Below are 16988 nucleotides of genomic sequence, written 5' to 3' on the forward strand. Positions count from 1 at the left end.
GGTTCTGGATCTTAAAGATTCAGGGATATATACAAAATAGAAGCTGAACCGTCCTCTATCCTTTTTAAAGATTTGGCCCTGGCTATAGGATCGAGCAAGCCATTGATCATAACACCATCGGTTATGTTATGCTGCTCCAGGTTATCCAACTGGTCTTTCATGAGTGATTGTAAAGGCGAAATCACCACCGTCAATCCTTTTACTGCCTCTCCACCCATCAAGGCCGGCAATTGAAAGGTGATCGATTTGCCACCGCCAGTTGGGAAAACGGCCAAAAGTGATTTATTGTCTACTGCCGCCTTTACGGCCGTTTGTTGTAGCGGCTTACCATCATAACTCCTGAAAGATTCATAACCAAATAAACGCTTTAATCCTTTATGGATATCCCAGGTATGATCACAATAAGCACAACTGGTTATACAAGGCTTGCTGCGCAGTAAATGCATGACCCTGTTTACTTCTGGATAATTTTTAAGTACCCAGGGTGGTGTAATAGAATAGCGGTCCTGAACATGGATAAGTGCCAGGCAGTAGGCAAGGGCAACCGGAAATGACGCTATCATTTGCGCAAGATCTGCTCCACTACAGATCTTGCCAGTGAACATTTTTTTGATGTGGCTGGATATAACAACTGGATCTGCAGCCTGGCCGGACGAAAAACCGAGGTATTTGAAAAAGCCGACAAATTCCTTAGTCCCTGCTAGCAGACCATAATAAATCTGCTGCAGGTTTGCATCCAGCCTTTTAAAAGCATCCACCTCATCATAGAATAGATCCCGCGCCTTTTTAGCATCACTGAGCGGATTATTCAGTTCACCGGTCTGCAATTTATCATCTTTTACCAGTGCATGGTAAGGATTTTTTGGAAAAAGTAAGGGAGATAGCAAAAGGGTATCAATTATATGCATTTCATCGATCCCTGCTTCTGTGATGATTGTATCTATGTATTTGAGATCGTGGCCCAGGATATTATGGCCGCATATATATTTACTTCCTTTTATAAAACGCATAAATCCCTCGATAGAAGGGTCGTGATATTGACGTCCCTCATCCCTTATGGCCCCTATATCCAGAACCATTTTACCATGAAGGGCAATTTCAGTATCAATAAATGCGACGCTCATCTTAGGATGCTATAATGCTATTAATGTATTAGAATGTTTTTTAACTTATATCACTAAAATCTTTTTAAACATCTAATTTGGCTAGACTTCTTTGCCAAAAAAGATATCCATTGTGAGTTGATTATGAACGACCGATCTGGAATGTTCGTTTTCTTTAAGGCCGTTTGGTGTAATCATTGTCAAAAGTAAAGCTTTTCTGGTCTTTGTATTGCCTTGGAAAACGCTCAGCTTATTGCTTAGATTACTCGCCACTTCTTTATCCATAACATAGAGATTCATGGAAAATTTAAATTCACATAAGTTTATTACCTGATCCCTTCTATCAATTACCAAATCTATTTGTGCTTTTCTCCCGTTATCCTCTCCCACCCAGCAGGATGTATTTGTTTTTATGGCATCTATCTTTAGCGCACGTTTAATATCAGCAATATGCGTAAGGCCTATTAATTCAAATGCATATCCGCTCCAAGCCCTATGACTGGGATCGTCTATACCATTAATCCAGGTATTTGTGTCATCAATACTGGTCCCTTCAATAAATTTTAAATAAAAAAGGGAATAGAAGTCGATTAGTTGATATAAAACACCATATTTTTTTTTACCAAAAGCTACATATTTACGAATAAAGCTACTCTGCTCCAATTCAACCAACACCTTGGTCAGTGTACCGCCACTAGAAAATTTTGTGGCTGTTGCAATTTCTTCCCTTGTGAGCCCCATGCTTTTTTTTGCCAAGGCCTTGACAATTGAAATATGTTGCTCTTCATTTTTAAAAAGGGAGCTATAAACGCCATAAAAATCAGTCCGCAATTTTCCATTCTTTCCAAACGCCATATCGTTAATATTCTGAATAGCGCTTTTTTCTACATCAATATCATTCAAATAAAAAGGGATCCCTCCCATGATCATATAAAACTTCAATAGTTGATATTTAGTAAATACAGCTTTTTTTGCAGATAAAAATGCTTCAGTTTCTCTCAAAGTGAATGGCGTCAATTGCATCCTATGGGTTACCCTGTTATATAACCCACCTTTGTTCATGATCAGTTTATTCAACATCCAACTAGCGGCAGATCCACATACAATTAAAAAAATATCACTGCGTGTACTAGCCCAGCTGTTCCAAAAAAATCTAATGCTGCAATAAATTCAGATTTTGGTGTATCCATCCAAGATAACTCATCTAGAAAAATCACTTTACGTCCTTCTCCTCTGCCAGCCAAAACAGCTATTAAGGCACGAAAGGCTTCAAACCAATCATTAATTAATGGCAAATCCTCCTTTAAAGTAGAATAACTCGCAAGCGCTCCATTAAAATTTGCTAACTGGCGACTAGTTGAACCTCCAAATAATCCAGTACAATAAAAAGCAAACTCCTCCTGAAAAAAAGATTTCACCAAATATGTTTTTCCCACCCTGCGCCGGCCATAAATAGCAAGAAACACAGGACTTTCTTCCTGCCTTAATTTGTCTAATAATTCCTGCTCTTCCTTTCGTCCTATGATTTCATTCATTAATAAAAAATATAATATGCAAAAATTGTTGCTTATAACCTATCAGACCAATTCCAATATCTGGCTGATAATTCTAAACAAAACTAGCCAAATTAAAATAAAATTAAGACATTTGGCTGATTGTGCAAGGCCTTACCAGCCAAAAATGAACAAAAATATACCGCAATAGAATATATCCAATTGATTTTAAATCACTTAAGGACAATCCACAAATTAATTAAAATCGGCTCTTCATCAGGTTTGAAATAGTATTCATATATGAAAATCTGGCCGGTTATTAAAATCGAGCCCAGAAATTCTACAAGACTAATCTTCAGGCAATTTCGACAGCCTATGCCAGCCAAAAATATGTATTTCATCTCTTTTTGGCTTGCTCAGCTAAATCTTTTACTGGCCAGGCCGTTCGCTCAGGTCTCATTTCCCTACAGCAGCCAGATGTTTCTTTTTTCACTTTTTTTGGCTGGTTATGGTGGTCATAACTAGCCAAATCTTTATATTTTTAATTTTTTGGCTGATAATAGCACCTATAACCAGCCAAATCTACCTTTATCTTCGATTTTTGGCTGGTTATTTTGTCAACTTTTGAATTTCTGTGTCAATAAATGACCTGGATATAATAGCAGCTTCGACGCTCAATTGCATTTCCCTAATCTATCATAGGTCGTTTAACCCTTTGCCAGCAAGGATGTGAGGCTTGTACTTTTCAATCCGGCTAATAATTGTTTTTTCCTGCTTGGGTGCAGCAAAATAAAGCAGATATCCTCTTTGCCTTCCGGGTGTCAATGCTTTAAAGGCCTGATGCAGTTTGGGTTCTTTTTTAAAAACAGCCTTTAGCACTTCCGGCACCGGATACTCTTCAGTTTTTTTCTTAGGGACGGTAAGCCCCGATTGTTCCACTGCGATGGCCTCATAGATAAAGGCTTTGATAGCAGCCTGATTGTTTTTAATTGTTTTAAGCTCCGTAAATCGCATTTGCCTTGCAGCCTGTACCTGATCAGACTGCCTGATCAGCAATCCTTCCTTGTCTTCAAGCAGGGCTCCTTTAAAAAAAAGTAAAGCGCAATAATTTTTAAAATCATGGATCAGTACAATATTGCGGCCTTTTTCCGTGTAACAGGGGTGCCCCCATTTAAGCGTTTCCTCTAACCCGGTGGATAGCACGATTTTGCGTAAAAGATTTACATGCTTTTGCCAGGGCGACTGCTTTTCAAAATAAAATGCAATGCTAGGATTCATCATGCGTAATTTTTAGCTTAAAGATAATTTAAGTTTTCTGTTTTCTGGCAGAAAGCGCCAGGACACCGTCATCAGTAATCCGAGTAGTAGGGCGGGTATTATTTTAATCAGGCTAGCCTCTGTGGCTAAATGTGAATAGATCGCCCCCACAATTAAAAAGCAAATGCCGGCATACGCCCACTGTTTAGCCAGGCGCAGGCCTGGCACTAATATTACAACGGTGGCAATGATTTTCAATACGCCTAGTAAGCTCATCAGATACAAAGGATAACCAAGCGCTGTCATCATTTCACTGCCACCTACGCCGTCCGCTGTATGCAGCAGTTGCACAAGGCCGGTAGAAAATAGTCCCAGTGCCAACCAGATGGTGGCCACCCAATAAATAATTTGTTTATCTTTTTCATATTGTATTTTTTGTAATTTTTGTATTAATTGTGGTGCGCAAAAAAGGAGACTTATTATTGATCCAGTTGTTTTATCATCAGCGTTTCTAGTCTGTCGTGGGCTTTACTGATACCACTGGCAAATGGCATTTTCAGCATCTGATCTCTGAGTTCTTTGGTGCGGTAAATGATCTGCATCTTAAGTTCGCTTTCGTTTTCATTTATGGAAGCAAAATCCAGGAATTCTAATTGCGGTGCAAAAGGTGTATTTAGCATCTCAAAGGTTCGGATGATCTGTTTATTGGGTGTCACGCCATGGATAGTGCCTATGGCCTGAAATACGACTTTACCTTCCCCGTCCCTGGTTTCAAATTGATATTTACCCAAGGGTTGGTTTTCTAATTCAAGCACCTGGGTGCCCATCCACTGCCCTAGCAGTTCAGGCGTCGAAAAAGCCTTATAGAGCAAATCCACCGGCAGATTAAATGTTCTGGTAATAAGCAGTTGCTGCTCCGCTTCATTTGAATTGACTTTTGTTTTAAGTTCCATCTTTTTGATTTTTATTGGGTTAAATAAATTATTGTGCATTGGATGTGGTGATTAATCGGGGCTTATTGCCCTGGTTATTCACTAGGCCGATTTCCTTGTTGTATTTGTGTCTGGTCATTTGCCTGATTTTCAAGCTGATTTTTCTGGTAGTTTTTCATGACTGCTTCCAGCTGATCAAAGCGGGCTTCCCACATTTTGCGAAACGGGGTTAGAAAATCATCTACTTCTTTCATTTTTGCTGCGTTGACATAATAAAAAATTTCTCGGCCATCCTTATTGCTGGATAAAAGCGAACACTCCTGCAAAATGGCCAGGTGTTTGGATATAGTAGGTCTTGCCACCTGAAAACTAGCTGCAATAGCCCCTGCTGTCATTGACTGTGATGCAACCATTAATAAAATGGCTCTTCTGGTTGGGTCAGCCAGTGCCTGGAATACATCTCTTCTTAACTTCACGATTACTTTGTTTTAAAATTATAAACCCGTAGCCATTTGACTACAAATATAAGCGTAGCCATTTAACTACGCAAATTTATTTTTTAGAATTTTTATTGCGTCCATTAGGCTTTTAACACAAATTACCTGTCTAGCTAGTTTATAATCTGTTGATTATAAACTAGCTAGACAGGTAATTTGGCTATTTGCAGCTATTATTTTTTTGCTGTTTTGTGCTGAAAATTATTTTTATAACTAGCTGAGACGAACAACGGCTCTAATACCACTAGGCAGTTTAGCGTTCCACATTGCTGATATATCCTCTAATTTGTATTCGTTAGTAATTAGCGTAAGTTTCTGCTCAACAGCCAACTGGAAAAATGTCGGTAGAATTTCCTGTATCAATTTTCCTACTTCCTGCTTTGACCAGCTACCCAGGCCAGAGCCCATTAATGTTAAAGGTGTGCTACGTAGAATGCTGGAAGATAGTGCAATGCGATCACCGGCCATCCCACCAATGGATACATAACGCACCGGATGACCAAAATCACCATCCCCTTTTAATCCGTCTAAAATGGCACTTGCGGAAGGTCCCCATAAATAGTCCAGTACAACATCAATGGGGGTTTCGCTGTGTTGTCGGCGGATGGCTTGTGTAAGGGATGCACCCTCTTCAGTAAGTGTTATCCATTTATCTGCCCCCAGGGCCTGTAGCTGAGGCCAGACATCCTGGTTTCTTCCAGTCACTATGATACTTCCTGCCCCATAATGTTTAGCCACCTGAATAGCCATCCTGCCGGTTACTCCGGTAGCCCCATTAATTAAGACGGTCTCTCCTGCCTTTAATCCAGCCCTGAATAATAAGGCCATGGCTGATCCCATGACGGCATTGGGGATAGCAGCCGCTGTGGCCTCATCCAACGCCGCAGGTACGGGCACACTCAGGGATTTGTCTATCAGGGCATATTCTGCCAATACGCCACCTTTACTAAATCCATATACTTTGTTTCCTTCAGACGTTACACCTACTCCATCCGTGCCGATAATCTGCCCTTCTGGCTGGAGCAGGCTACGGCTGGAATAATGCTTGCCCATTGCTTTACTGATGTCCAGGTTTTTGATGGCTGCTGCCTTTACTTTTATTAAAAGCTGCCCTTCATGGACATCGCCCATGGTCGGTGCCTTTCTTTCACTAATGACAGGTGCTAGCGCATCTGGATACATTACAACTGCTTTCATATTTTTATCCTTTAGGGTTATCTTTTTTGTTTTTTACCTTTTTATATTAAAAGACAAAGGTATCCCCCTGGCTATTGCCAGCTGATAACATTTGTTATCAAATCTGCATGTAGCAGCTTGTCTGTCTGTAAGGTGCATTGGTAATTCCCTTATAAGGGCTATCCATATTATCGTTTGGCTTTGAGGCGGGTCGGTACGTTTTTTTGCGAACTACTTAGTGTTTTCCGGCAAGTTTGGCCTTGATCCGGCTCAAATGTACACTACTAACGCCCAGATAGGAGGCTATATAATGCTGGGGGACGCGCTGCAGTATATGGGGTCTTTCCCGAATAAGGTTTTCAAAACGCTCTGTGGGGCTGTCTTTTAAAAATGAAACGAATTCATTCATATAATGGATTTGGCGATCACTGAAAATATAAATCACCATATCCATAAAAGAGGGGGAGGCTTTTAGTCTTTCAAAGAGTTCAAGAACTTTTTCTTTGGGTAATCTTGTAACCTCTGTAGGTTCCAAGGTTTCTACATAAAAGGCACTTGGTACCGCACGCATAAAACTTTCAAAGGAGCTTAAGCCGTCGGTTTCAAAGAAAAACTGCACCGTTTTCTCTTCTCCAGTATTGGTACGCAGATAAGCACGCACGACCCCTTTTTGAATATAATAATAGTATTTGGCAGTTTCTCCTTCCCTAAGCAGTACATGTTTAGCGGGCAGATGTATTTTCTCCTGGAAACCTTCATATGTATCCCAGAGCTTTGACAGTTCAGGAAACTTATTTTTGTAATGAATAAACATAAGGAAGAAAATTCAGAGGGTCTTTAATAAAGGCTTAATGCGCTTTATATCCATACTGCCACACGGCTACACGGCCACACTGTCTTTAGTTGTGCTTATAGCGCGCAAGGGCCGCTTTCGTGTCAATAGCATCCTTTGCCAAGGCTGCTTTGAGCGGTTCCAATCCGTCAAATTTCAATTCATCGCGTAGCCTTTCAATAAACAAAAGCGTCAAATGCTGTCCATACAGATCCTGATTAAAATCAAATATATTAACTTCAATGGTCATGGGGCTGGCGCCAATAGTCGGTCTGACACCAATACTCATCATGCCATCCAATAACGCCCCGGCTTCAGTCCGCACTTGAACGGCATAAATACCAAAGGCAGGTAAAAGCTTGTCTGGTTCCGGAACATGAATATTGGCAGTTGGATAACCGATGGTGCGTCCAAGCTGATTGCCTTTTTCTACATGGCCTGACACAGTATAAGGATGTCCCAGTAAGGCAAGCGCCCTAGTAACATCGCCTGCTTTAACCGCTGCGCGGATAGCAGTGGAGCTGATGGTTACTTCGTTTAAGACTTTTTCGGGGATCTCAATTACGGAAAAGCCGTGCAACTTGCCATAATGTTCCAAGGTCGTATAATTACCTGTTCTATCTTTGCCAAATTTATGATCGTAACCGATAATGACTACGCTGGGATGGAGCCTTGCCACCAAAAAGTCCTCCACATAGGCGGCGGCAGATTGGCTGGCGAACTGTTCATTGAAGGGTACAACAACGACATGATCGATCCCACAGGATTCCAGTAAATGGAGTTTCTCTGAAAGGGTGGTCAACAGCATCAGTGGATTTTGTTCCTTATGGACGATCTTTCTGGGATGGGGATAGAATGTCACAATCACAGTCTCCCCGTTTATGCTAGCCGCTTCTTTTTTTAATTGATCAATTATTTTCTGGTGTCCCAGGTGCACACCATCGAAGGTGCCAATCGTGATGACGGCATTTTTTATGAGTGGTAGGTTTTGTATATCACGATAGACGTGCATCATATTGGTTTTGATAAGTGCCCTTTATACCTGTCGGATAAGGGTTGCATCCTGCCCTGCGAAAATACAAAAAAACCGGTGCTTTCAGAAAAGTTCTGAAAACGACCGGTGAATTTTTAACCTGGTGGCTGATTTTGCCCCCGGCAACTTATTTAATTTTAAATGCTTTTTTATTTTGCTGACATAGTCCAGTTTTTCCCAAGTAAACAGCTCTACCTTCTTTTTTATGATCTTTCCATCGGGAGCGGTAAATTCTTTGGTGACGACTTCATTTTTTCTACCCATATGTCCATAGGCAGCTGTCTCACTATAAATGGGATTTCTGAGTTTCAGGCGGGTCTCAATAAAATAGGGACGCATATCAAAAATGCCGGCCACGATTTTGGAGATTTCCCCATCGGTTAGTTCCACATTAGCGGTTCCATTGGTATTTACATAAATTCCCATGGGAGCAGCTACACCTATTGCATAGGATACCTGAACCAACACCTCATCTGCCACACCTGCAGCAACCAGGTTTTTGGCAATATGACGAGTTGCATAGGCCGCAGAGCGGTCCACTTTGCTGGGATCTTTCCCGCTAAAGGCTCCGCCGCCATGTGCGCCCTTACCTCCATATGTATCCACGATAATCTTACGGCCGGTCAGACCAGTATCCCCATGCGGTCCTCCGATAACAAATTTACCGGTTGGGTTTACATGGAATTTGATGTTGCCGCTGAAAAAGTGTTTATAAGCGGGGTATTTCTTAATAACCCTTGGAATCAAAATGGTTTTGATATCTTTTTCGATCTTTGCCAGCATTTTGGCTTCGCTATCAAAATCATCGTGTTGCGTGGAGATAACAATCGCGTCAATTCTGACGGGTTTGTTATTATCGTCATATTCAAGTGTTACCTGGCTTTTGGCATCAGGTCTTAAATATTTAATGACTTTATTTTCCCGGCGCAACGCAGCCAGTTCTATCAGTAAGGTATGGGCCAGATCCAGTGCCAGTGGCATGTAGTTTTCCGTTTCATTTGTGGCATAACCAAACATCATTCCCTGGTCTCCGGCTCCTTGTTCTTCTTTTTTCTTTCTGTCTACTCCCTGATTGATATCTGCTGATTGCTCATGGATGGCAGAGAGTACCCACAACTATTTGCCTCAAACATATAATCACTCTTGGTATAGCCAATCTTGCGGATTATGCCGCGGGCTATTTCCTGTACATCCAAATAAGCTTTGGATTTAACTTCTCCAGCCAGTACAACCTGTCCGGTGGTGACTAAAGTTTCGCAGGCGACCTTACTGTTGGGGTCAAAAGCCAGGAAATTATCAATTAGGGCATCAGAAATCTGATCCGCCACTTTATCCGGATGTCCTTCTGATACACTCTCAGAAGTGAATAAATAAGGCATCTTCAATATTGTTTTTTGGTCAATAAATTTTAATTACTACTCTTTAACCTGCGAATATACAATATGCAATTGTAATTTTCGCGTAGAATTTGTGGGACCTTTCACCCGAACATGACCAATGGAAGGATAGTTAAGCGGTAGCAAAGAGCCTCCAGATGTAGAAGTGCCTATACTGATAAACTGGCCTAAGTTAGGTGCATAAATGCTGTCCCCTGTTCCTGGACAATAGATATCCAGTGGCTTATTGACGGTTTTGCCCAGTAATATGTTTTGGACGTAATGTGTGATATTGAGTTGGTATCTGTAAACAGAATCGACGACTTTATCTGGATCCGGGATTTTATAAGGATAGCTTCCCAGACTGGTGATAGAAGAGGCGTCCGTTGCATAATAATAACTAAGTCCTGTACTTAATGTGGTAGCAGATACGTCACCTGTCAATAGCTCCCTGCGTTTATTGGCATAATCATAGGCAGCGACAAATAGGTTTGGCGGATCTATCAGATTCCCTGTAAGGTCTGCCGGATCGTCATCGCTATGGACAATCAGCTCAGCTTTATAGATTAAAGAGGCAGGAAAATTACTTAAATCAGGCAGTTTAATTCGGGAATAAATACCCGGCTCTGCTTCAAAATATAAATAAGGATCGCTCACGGTGGTATCTCCCTGGGGGAAATTACCCTCTAGTTGGGAGCCTGTCCTGTCTTTTTGAATATAGTTTGAGCTGGCGGAGTTGGCTGATGGCCTGAAATAAGCGACAGTCGTATCCTTGCCCGTACCATCCCGGTTGATGTAGGTATAATAGATGGCGAGCTTTGTATTGGTACCACTTAATATAATCGGCAATAAAGCATTGCCGGTATTTTCAGGTACAATCTGAAAACCTTTAAAGGCTTCCAAAAAGGTGCTGTCCGTCTGGTATTCATGGTTAAATGTATAGTCCTTCAGGAGCTTATTGCCAAAATCGTTATTTAAACGGATACGCAATTGATTGCTGGTGGTATCTTTAAAGACTTTGACAGAATCGTTGGTCGTGCTGGGAAGGATACTGACCGGTGCATTGTTATAGGTCAATTCCCCTGCGTGCGCAAAGGCCGTTGTGGTCCGATAAGGATAATTATTTTCTACGCCAATTTGTGCACTTTGATCGATCTCATAAACCCTGAATCCAAGCGGCTGGGTAGAATCACCATAAACGCCACCGCCGGTAGTAAGCACCAGAACGACTGAATCCAGACTCAGACTATCACTGGCTACCGGGAAACTGAAGGAATCAATGGCCGGTTGCATCTGGACGTTGATCGTCGCCTGTGTGTGACCAAATACGGAACTAACCGTATTACCCAGGACATTTAAAGAAGTAATTGGTATTGAAGCACTATCATCGCCCCAGGTCTTGCCAAAAACATCTAATATGGTGTCTTTGACATGGACGCCATCAATGGGCGGAATAAAGTCTTTTCCAAGCGTTGTTGTAATGTCTTTGGTACATGCAGCGACGATGCCAAGGGCAAGAGCTGCAATAATCCAGATTTTTTTGTGCTTCACTGATTATCTGCGGTTTATTAGATAATATTTAAAGGCTTTATTGGAATGAGTGGTTGTCCATAGGTTTTAAACGATATAAAAGTCTGATCTCCAAAGTAAGATGTAAAGGTAACTTTGGATACAACCTTTGATTATCTGTCTAGGCAGTAATGTACTGCCGCCTATTTCAAGCCACCTGGGAGATGTTGCCACAGGTTTCATTCTATTATCAGGCCAGGGAGATGTTGCCCTGGCAGGTTAAAGCTCGATAAACGATTAAGGCGCAATCTCGTTATACAATTCTAAATACTCTGTTAAATCAGTCTCCCATCCTTTAAATGGAAGAATTTTTTTACCTTTTGCCTTTGCAAACTCTGTTGTCAGTTGCTTGTCGACATTATCAGAAGCAAAAATAATCCCATCTGCAAAGGTAGCCCCACCGCGGTTCATGCCCATATTGTCAGCTGTTTTAAAGACTTCCAGGTCTTTACTTTTGACATTGGTATTAATAGCGGCCTGCCTGATAAAATCTTTGCTAAAATTTTCCTCAAAAGTCTGCCCACCTACTGAATAGAGGACTTTACTATTGGTAAATACCGGATCCTTCTTATAAGCAGTCTTAATATATAAGGGGATAAGGGCACTCATCCAGCCGCTGCAATGGATGATATCCGGAGGCCAGCCAAATTTCTTTACAGTCTCCAGGGCGCCTTTACAAAAAAATACAGATCTTAAACCATTGTCGTCGAACCAATTTTCGTTTTCATCATGGAAAACGAACTTTCTTTTAAAGAATTCATCATTATCCAAAAAATACACCTGTAAGCGGGCGTTGGGCAGTGATGCTACTTTTATTTGAAGAGGAAAATCGTCGTTATCTATGGAAACATTGATTCCGGAGAGCCTGACAACTTCATGCAAGCGGTGCCGTCTTTCATTGATTACGCCAAATCTGGGCATAATACAACGGACTTCCAGTCCTGAATCATTACTTTTAATTGCCAATTTGTTAATAATCTCTGCATATTCTGTCAGCTCTAAATAGGGCGACATTTCTGTAGAAATAAATAAAATTCTTTTTTTATTAGACATTCTTATACCAATTTTGTCCTCAATAGGTTTGCAAAGGTAACAAAAATAACTCAAATGTGTATTTTGCGGCCTTCCATACATTTAAGACAATGATTATATTAAAAAAAGTAGCAGCATTAACTAAAATTCTATTGGATAATAAAGTTGCTGGTAAGTCAAGCGCTTTTGTTCCAACAATGGGGGCCTTGCATGAGGGACACCTGTCTTTAATCCGTCAGGCAAAGCAGCAGGCAGATATCACTATTTGCAGCATTTTTGTCAACCCTACACAGTTTAATGATTCAAATGACTTCAACAAGTACCCGGTAACCACCAGCCAGGATATTTCCCTGTTATTAACCGAACAAGTAGATTACTTGTTTATGCCTACTGTAACAGAAATGTACCCTGCAGATTTGCCTAAAAAGAATTATGATTTAGGTAAGATCGAGGCGGTTTTGGAAGGTGCGCACCGTCCCGGACACTTTCAGGGAGTCGCCCAGGTGATTGATCGACTGGTTAGTCTGGTTCAGCCGGACTTTATGATTATGGGCCAAAAGGATTTTCAGCAAGTGATGGTGGTGGAGCGTCTGCTGGAATTAATCGGTAGCAAAACAAGGCTGATTACCAGCCCTACCCTGCGTGAAAACTCCGGGCTGGCAAAGAGCAGCCGCAACGCCCGGTTGACTGAGCTGCAAAAGGAGCAGGCGACCGCTATCTATAAGTCTTTATTATACGCAAAAGCACATATCGCTGAATTACCCATAAAGGAAATGGAAAGTCAAGTGACTGGTCAGCTCTTGCAGGCAGGATTTGATAAGGTGGATTATGTGGCCATCTGCCACCCTAAAGACCTCAGCCCCATAAATATATACACGCCTGGTATGGAAGCCGTGATGTTGATTGCTGCATTTTTAGGTGAGGTTCGTTTAATTGACAATATGCTCGTGTAGTTTGGTGGTATGGGAAGGTGTATGCACCTGAAATCCAGACAAAATTAAAAGTCCATCTGATATACTTCCTTTTTTGGGCTAAGGGTATTTTGCATGGTTTTAGCAAACCAAAGTTAGTTTTTATACAGGTAGTTAATATTGGGAGTCGTTGATTCTCAAACTTTTTTTAGAGTCTGCACCTTCGTACCTTTGTAATAAGCACTTCCTTAATTACAATAAAAATTTTTCTACCCTTCCAGGGAGCATATGCGTAAAAAAATAGCCAATAGTATCCGTAAATACCTGAAAGACCAAAAGGCATTAACTCATAAGAATTATCGGCTGTTTTTAGTAGGTCAGAGTTTTTCTTTAATCGGCACCTGGATTCAGCGGCTGGCCATGATCTGGCTGTCTTATCAACTGACAGGATCTGCATTCTTACTGGGGCTGGTAGGGTTTTGTGAACAGATCCCCATTTTTGTACTGGCACCTTTTGCAGGCGTATATGCCGATAAATGGGATAAGCACAAAGCCTTATGTCGTATTGAGGCACTGGCGATGATCCAGGCTCTGGTGCTGGGGGTGATTACACTCACCGGAGCGGTCAATATCTATCATATTATTATTCTTAGCCTTTGTCTGGGTTGTATCAATGCTTTTGAAGTCCCTATGCGTCAGTCATTTGTAGTAGATATGGTGGATAGAGAAAAGGATGTGTTGCCTAATGCCATCGCCACGAATTCTATGGTTTTCAACCTGTCCAGACTAATCGGACCTTCAATAGCAGGTATTCTGATCAGCTCCGTTGGGGAAGGTTGGTGCTTTATGGCCAATGCCTTCAGTTACGCCATCGTACTGACTTCACTGCTCTGTATGCATATTAAAAAGTTTCCAGCGGTAAAACAATCCACTGAAAAGGTACTCAAACGTCTGGCAGAAGGCATACAATATATAAAAATAAACATATTATGCGGACACTGCTGATTTTGCTGGCAATCGTCAGTTTCAGTAATGCCTCGCTCAAAACGCTCGCCCCTATTTTTGCCCAGGATGTACTGCATGGAGATGCTAATACCCTGGGATTTTTAATGAGCGCATCAGGAGTCGGAGCTATATGTGGCGCGATATTTTTGACCAATTCCAAGACAACACCTCTTTTGACAAGAATTGTTTCCGTTACGGGCATTCTGCTTGGCACGGGCATGATTTTATTTGCCATCTCTAAATCGCTTATGATCTCACTACTTTTTCTGGCAGTGACTGGTCTGGCACAAATGATGCATACAGCCTGTACCAATACCCTACTACAGCTGCATGTAGCTGATGACAAAAGAGGACGTGTGATGAGTTTTTATACGGTTTGTCTGCAAGGCACCACGCCTTTTGGAAGTCTTGTTGCAGGGGCTATTGCTGGCGTGCTGGGAGGACCATGGGCGATGGCCATTATGGGCGCAATCTGTATTGCTGCCACCTTAATCTTCCGCCATGATAAGCAACCTGGCGATAAGGATACAAAGGCCGCTTTAAATAGCGGGGTAAAGCCCGCTTCTCAAGCGATAGCGCCCTAAAAAGCAGTCAGCGATCTGTATCCTACTGACTTAGAAAAGTTTTCCTTATCAGGTAAGTGCAAAATTAATTTTTAAGAAGTCTAAAGAGCAGTCTAATTGATGCACTTTAGCATCTATTCATCCAGATCAATCATTACCCTGATCTTTTGTAATCTGTTCTTTGTAATTTCTTCCACGGAGAAATTAAAATCACCGCAATTAATCACCGAACCCAAATCAGGTATTTCTCCGGCCAGTTCCAGTACAAGACCAGCTAGCGAATCACTGTCTCCTTTTACGACGTCAAAAGTATTGGATGGGATCCCCATGGCCCTGCAAACATCATTGATCATGGTCCTACCTTCAAAAACATAATTATAATCATCAATCTTTTTAAAGGTCGTTTCCATATTATCATGTTCATCCTTAATTTCTCCAATAATCTCTTCCTGGATATCCTGAACGGTAACAATCCCACTGGTTCCACCAAACTCATCCACCACAACGGCGAAACGCAGGTGTTTTTGTTGGAATTCTTCCAATAACTCCCCTGCCAGTTTTTGTTCAAATACAAAATATAGATTGCCTATCAAGGTGTGCCAATCAAAATTATCATTTTCATGTAAGTGGGGTAATACATCTTTAATATGTAACATACCGACCATTTGGTCCAGGCTGCCTTTATAAATTGGAAGTCTGGAAAACCTTACTTCCTGGATCCTTTTAATGACCTGTCCGAAATTCAGTTCGTAATCCAGACCACAAATGTCTAGTCTGGCTTTCATAACCTGTTTTACGGTTACTTTATTGAATTTTAGCACACCTTGTAATATGCGTTTTTCCTCTTCAGAAGCGTCTCTATGTGTCAGACTGATAGCATTATCCAGTTCTACATTATAATAAGAGCTGGCATCTCTTTTAAAAATAACAGATTCCAGTTTATTGGAGGAGTATAACATCCAGGTGCCAATTCTTCTGAAAAATAATAGACGATCTCTGTTAATACCCCAAAATCTTTTGCAAATCTGATGCTTTCCTGGGCAGCATAGGATTTTGGTAAACATTCACCCAATAAAAATATCAGAATAAAGATAATGGCTGTCTTGATCAAAAAGATGCCGGCAAAACCAATACTGGTGACGATCAAATGATCAATCAGATAGCTGGAAGTAAAGATAATGGCCAAATAAATAAACCAACTGGCAATCTGCAGGGCATATAAAAGTTCCTGCGGATGTTCCAGTAAATCCAGGATGCGTTTATAGGAAGCCTGAGGCTTTGTTTTGATCAGGTTGATATCTTTAATCCCAAAGGAAAAGAAGGCTACCTGAGAACCGGATACTGCAAAGGCAAAAATAAACAGTACCACGAGCAATGCGCCAAAGATGGTAATCATCTGTGAGTCCGCCGCATCCATGTGCACTGTTTGTATGAGCGTATTGATCAATGTGGAGTTAATCACAGTCAAGGGTTGTTTAAGATTAATAAAATCGAAACCAGTTCACTTGCTAAGGGACCAGAACCTAAAATATACCACTGTCAAATAAGGGTAAACAGTGACAAACCTTCAGGTTCTAATGGATCTTACGTATGAAATTAATGAAAATTCCGGACAAAATTGCTTTTTTTGTCGGGGCGCTTTGCCGGTAAGTACGTAAAATCTACTGCAATAATAAGACATTTTTCAATACAGCGTATTATTCTAAAAGGTTGTTTTCTAATAAGATGAGTCACAAATGTGTAGCAAAACGCCCCTTTGGCAGTGCCTAGGGGCGTTTTAATAAATATTTTGGACCTATTTTACATTTGCCACCACTCTTGCGCCAGCCTTTTTAGCCGCCTGCATAATTTTAAACACATCGCCATAATAGGATACGGTATCTGCATTGATCACTACAGAGGGTGTGTCTACCGTTGCATGGAGCTTATTCACTGCAGCCATTAAAACAGTATCTAACTGATTGTAATCAGATACCTGAGTCTGACCCACGTAAATATGTTGATCTTTATCTATTGAAACGACAATATTTTGTTTCACCTTAGTGTCCTTCTGACCTTTTGGATTATTCACCTTGATCACATTGGGGTTTGCCAGGGTGGATACGATCAAAAAGAACAGTAACAGGATGAAAAGTATATCATTCAATGAACCGGTATAGACCTCCGGCCTGTCTTTAAGTCTTCTTCTTATATTCATTTGTTGTGCTTT

20 protein-coding genes are annotated in these 16988 nt (G+C 41.2%); 3 read left to right on the forward strand and 17 right to left on the reverse strand.

Translation table 11 applies throughout. The annotated features are described in order from the left end of the window. Nucleotides 1-11: 11 nt before the first annotated feature. The 14 genes from FSB73_RS24110 to FSB73_RS04430 form a co-directional block, all read right to left on the reverse strand. Entirely contained in the window at nucleotides 12-1124 is a 1113-nt protein-coding gene (locus FSB73_RS24110) for a DEAD/DEAH box helicase (protein ID WP_225974476.1), read from the reverse strand. Nucleotides 1125-1205: 81 nt separating this feature from the next. Continuing rightward, nucleotides 1206-2165 carry an AAA family ATPase gene (locus tag FSB73_RS04375; protein ID WP_146780284.1) on the reverse strand — a complete coding sequence of 320 codons (960 nt, stop codon included), beginning with the start codon at nucleotides 2163-2165 and terminating at the stop codon, nucleotides 1206-1208. A gap of 44 nt (nucleotides 2166-2209) precedes the next feature. Beyond that, a complete protein-coding gene (locus tag FSB73_RS04380; protein WP_146780285.1) occupies nucleotides 2210-2638 on the reverse strand; it encodes an AAA family ATPase in 429 nt (142 codons plus the stop codon). A gap of 654 nt (nucleotides 2639-3292) precedes the next feature. Then, nucleotides 3293-3877 carry a YdeI/OmpD-associated family protein gene (locus FSB73_RS04385; protein WP_225974477.1) on the reverse strand — a complete coding sequence of 195 codons (585 nt, stop codon included), beginning with the start codon at nucleotides 3875-3877 and terminating at the stop codon, nucleotides 3293-3295. 9 nt (nucleotides 3878-3886) lie between these two features. Next, complete coding sequence (locus FSB73_RS04390; protein ID WP_225974478.1) at nucleotides 3887-4249, reverse strand: DoxX family protein; 363 nt, start codon at nucleotides 4247-4249, stop codon at nucleotides 3887-3889. An 83-nt stretch (nucleotides 4250-4332) separates the two neighbouring features. Beyond that, nucleotides 4333-4806, reverse strand: coding sequence for an SRPBCC domain-containing protein (locus FSB73_RS04395; protein ID WP_146780287.1), 474 nt, complete (start codon nucleotides 4804-4806; stop codon nucleotides 4333-4335). Nucleotides 4807-4880: 74 nt separating this feature from the next. Continuing rightward, nucleotides 4881-5261, reverse strand: a complete 381-nt coding sequence (locus tag FSB73_RS04400) for an ArsR/SmtB family transcription factor (RefSeq protein WP_146780288.1) — start codon at nucleotides 5259-5261, stop codon at nucleotides 4881-4883. 234 nt (nucleotides 5262-5495) lie between these two features. Then, nucleotides 5496-6479, reverse strand: a complete 984-nt coding sequence (locus tag FSB73_RS04405) for a quinone oxidoreductase family protein (protein WP_146780289.1) — start codon at nucleotides 6477-6479, stop codon at nucleotides 5496-5498. A 214-nt stretch (nucleotides 6480-6693) separates the two neighbouring features. Next, the gene (locus FSB73_RS04410; protein WP_146780290.1) at nucleotides 6694-7272 is read right to left on the reverse strand and encodes a Crp/Fnr family transcriptional regulator; all 579 of its coding nucleotides are present in this window, start codon (nucleotides 7270-7272) and stop codon (nucleotides 6694-6696) included. Between the two features lie 85 nt (nucleotides 7273-7357). Next, nucleotides 7358-8305, reverse strand: coding sequence for a bifunctional riboflavin kinase/FAD synthetase (locus tag FSB73_RS04415; protein WP_146780291.1), 948 nt, complete (start codon nucleotides 8303-8305; stop codon nucleotides 7358-7360). Nucleotides 8306-8386: 81 nt separating this feature from the next. Then, nucleotides 8387-9439, reverse strand: a complete 1053-nt coding sequence (gene metK / locus FSB73_RS04420; protein WP_225974479.1) for a methionine adenosyltransferase — start codon at nucleotides 9437-9439, stop codon at nucleotides 8387-8389. After that, nucleotides 9385-9702 carry an S-adenosylmethionine synthetase N-terminal domain-containing protein gene (locus FSB73_RS27920; protein WP_225974480.1) on the reverse strand — a complete coding sequence of 106 codons (318 nt, stop codon included), beginning with the start codon at nucleotides 9700-9702 and terminating at the stop codon, nucleotides 9385-9387. The genes metK and FSB73_RS27920 overlap by 55 nt, the downstream gene beginning before the upstream one ends. 36 nt (nucleotides 9703-9738) lie before the next feature. Next, on the reverse strand, nucleotides 9739-11250 hold the full coding sequence (locus FSB73_RS04425) for a DUF4270 family protein (protein ID WP_146780292.1): 1512 nt from the start codon (nucleotides 11248-11250) through the stop codon (nucleotides 9739-9741). Between the two features lie 255 nt (nucleotides 11251-11505). Continuing rightward, complete coding sequence (locus tag FSB73_RS04430) at nucleotides 11506-12321, reverse strand: glycogen/starch synthase (protein ID WP_146780293.1); 816 nt, start codon at nucleotides 12319-12321, stop codon at nucleotides 11506-11508. 89 nt (nucleotides 12322-12410) lie between these two features. Here FSB73_RS04430 and panC point away from each other — a divergent pair, with 89 nt between their 5' ends. From panC to FSB73_RS26300, 3 genes are all read left to right on the forward strand, one after another. Then, on the forward strand, nucleotides 12411-13253 hold the full coding sequence (gene panC, locus FSB73_RS04435; protein WP_146780294.1) for a pantoate--beta-alanine ligase: 843 nt from the start codon (nucleotides 12411-12413) through the stop codon (nucleotides 13251-13253). Nucleotides 13254-13499: 246 nt separating this feature from the next. Beyond that, nucleotides 13500-14216 carry an MFS transporter gene (locus FSB73_RS26295; protein ID WP_146780295.1) on the forward strand — a complete coding sequence of 239 codons (717 nt, stop codon included), beginning with the start codon at nucleotides 13500-13502 and terminating at the stop codon, nucleotides 14214-14216. Then, nucleotides 14201-14800: an MFS transporter gene (locus FSB73_RS26300; RefSeq protein ID WP_146780296.1), complete on the forward strand. Its 600-nt coding sequence runs from the start codon at nucleotides 14201-14203 to the stop codon at nucleotides 14798-14800. The genes FSB73_RS26295 and FSB73_RS26300 overlap by 16 nt, the downstream gene beginning before the upstream one ends. Nucleotides 14801-14913: 113 nt before the next feature. On the opposite strand, the gene FSB73_RS04450 is transcribed toward FSB73_RS26300, so the two are convergent. From FSB73_RS04450 to FSB73_RS04460, 3 genes are all read right to left on the reverse strand, one after another. After that, the gene (locus FSB73_RS04450) at nucleotides 14914-15738 is read right to left on the reverse strand and encodes a transporter associated domain-containing protein (protein ID WP_158639411.1); all 825 of its coding nucleotides are present in this window, start codon (nucleotides 15736-15738) and stop codon (nucleotides 14914-14916) included. Then, the gene (locus tag FSB73_RS04455; RefSeq protein WP_146780298.1) at nucleotides 15669-16241 is read right to left on the reverse strand and encodes a CNNM domain-containing protein; all 573 of its coding nucleotides are present in this window, start codon (nucleotides 16239-16241) and stop codon (nucleotides 15669-15671) included. Before FSB73_RS04455 ends, FSB73_RS04450 begins: the two co-directional genes overlap by 70 nt. 333 nt (nucleotides 16242-16574) lie before the next feature. Beyond that, a complete protein-coding gene (locus FSB73_RS04460) occupies nucleotides 16575-16976 on the reverse strand; it encodes an ExbD/TolR family protein (RefSeq protein WP_146780299.1) in 402 nt (133 codons plus the stop codon). Nucleotides 16977-16988 lie beyond the last annotated feature (12 nt).

Source organism: Arachidicoccus ginsenosidivorans (genome assembly GCF_007971385.1).
GTDB lineage: Bacteria > Bacteroidota > Bacteroidia > Chitinophagales > Chitinophagaceae > Arachidicoccus > Arachidicoccus ginsenosidivorans.

Coding starts and splice junctions, on each gene's coding strand:
- panC (WP_146780294.1), top strand. CDS start 12,411: ATGATTATATTAAAAAAAGTAGCAGCATTAACTAAAATTCTATTGGAT.
- FSB73_RS04405 (WP_146780289.1), bottom strand. CDS start 6,479: ATGAAAGCAGTTGTAATGTATCCAGATGCGCTAGCACCTGTCATTAGT.
- FSB73_RS04410 (WP_146780290.1), bottom strand. CDS start 7,272: ATGTTTATTCATTACAAAAATAAGTTTCCTGAACTGTCAAAGCTCTGG.
- FSB73_RS27920 (WP_225974480.1), bottom strand. CDS start 9,702: ATGCCTTATTTATTCACTTCTGAGAGTGTATCAGAAGGACATCCGGAT.
- FSB73_RS26300 (WP_146780296.1), top strand. CDS start 14,201: ATGCGGACACTGCTGATTTTGCTGGCAATCGTCAGTTTCAGTAATGCC.
- FSB73_RS04450 (WP_158639411.1), bottom strand. CDS start 15,738: ATGTTATACTCCTCCAATAAACTGGAATCTGTTATTTTTAAAAGAGAT.
- FSB73_RS04375 (WP_146780284.1), bottom strand. CDS start 2,165: ATGAACAAAGGTGGGTTATATAACAGGGTAACCCATAGGATGCAATTG.
- FSB73_RS04385 (WP_225974477.1), bottom strand. CDS start 3,877: ATGATGAATCCTAGCATTGCATTTTATTTTGAAAAGCAGTCGCCCTGG.
- FSB73_RS26295 (WP_146780295.1), top strand. CDS start 13,500: ATGCGTAAAAAAATAGCCAATAGTATCCGTAAATACCTGAAAGACCAA.
- FSB73_RS04460 (WP_146780299.1), bottom strand. CDS start 16,976: ATGAATATAAGAAGAAGACTTAAAGACAGGCCGGAGGTCTATACCGGT.
- FSB73_RS04415 (WP_146780291.1), bottom strand. CDS start 8,305: ATGATGCACGTCTATCGTGATATACAAAACCTACCACTCATAAAAAAT.
- FSB73_RS04395 (WP_146780287.1), bottom strand. CDS start 4,806: ATGGAACTTAAAACAAAAGTCAATTCAAATGAAGCGGAGCAGCAACTG.
- FSB73_RS24110 (WP_225974476.1), bottom strand. CDS start 1,124: ATGAGCGTCGCATTTATTGATACTGAAATTGCCCTTCATGGTAAAATG.
- FSB73_RS04430 (WP_146780293.1), bottom strand. CDS start 12,321: ATGTCTAATAAAAAAAGAATTTTATTTATTTCTACAGAAATGTCGCCC.
- FSB73_RS04380 (WP_146780285.1), bottom strand. CDS start 2,638: ATGAATGAAATCATAGGACGAAAGGAAGAGCAGGAATTATTAGACAAA.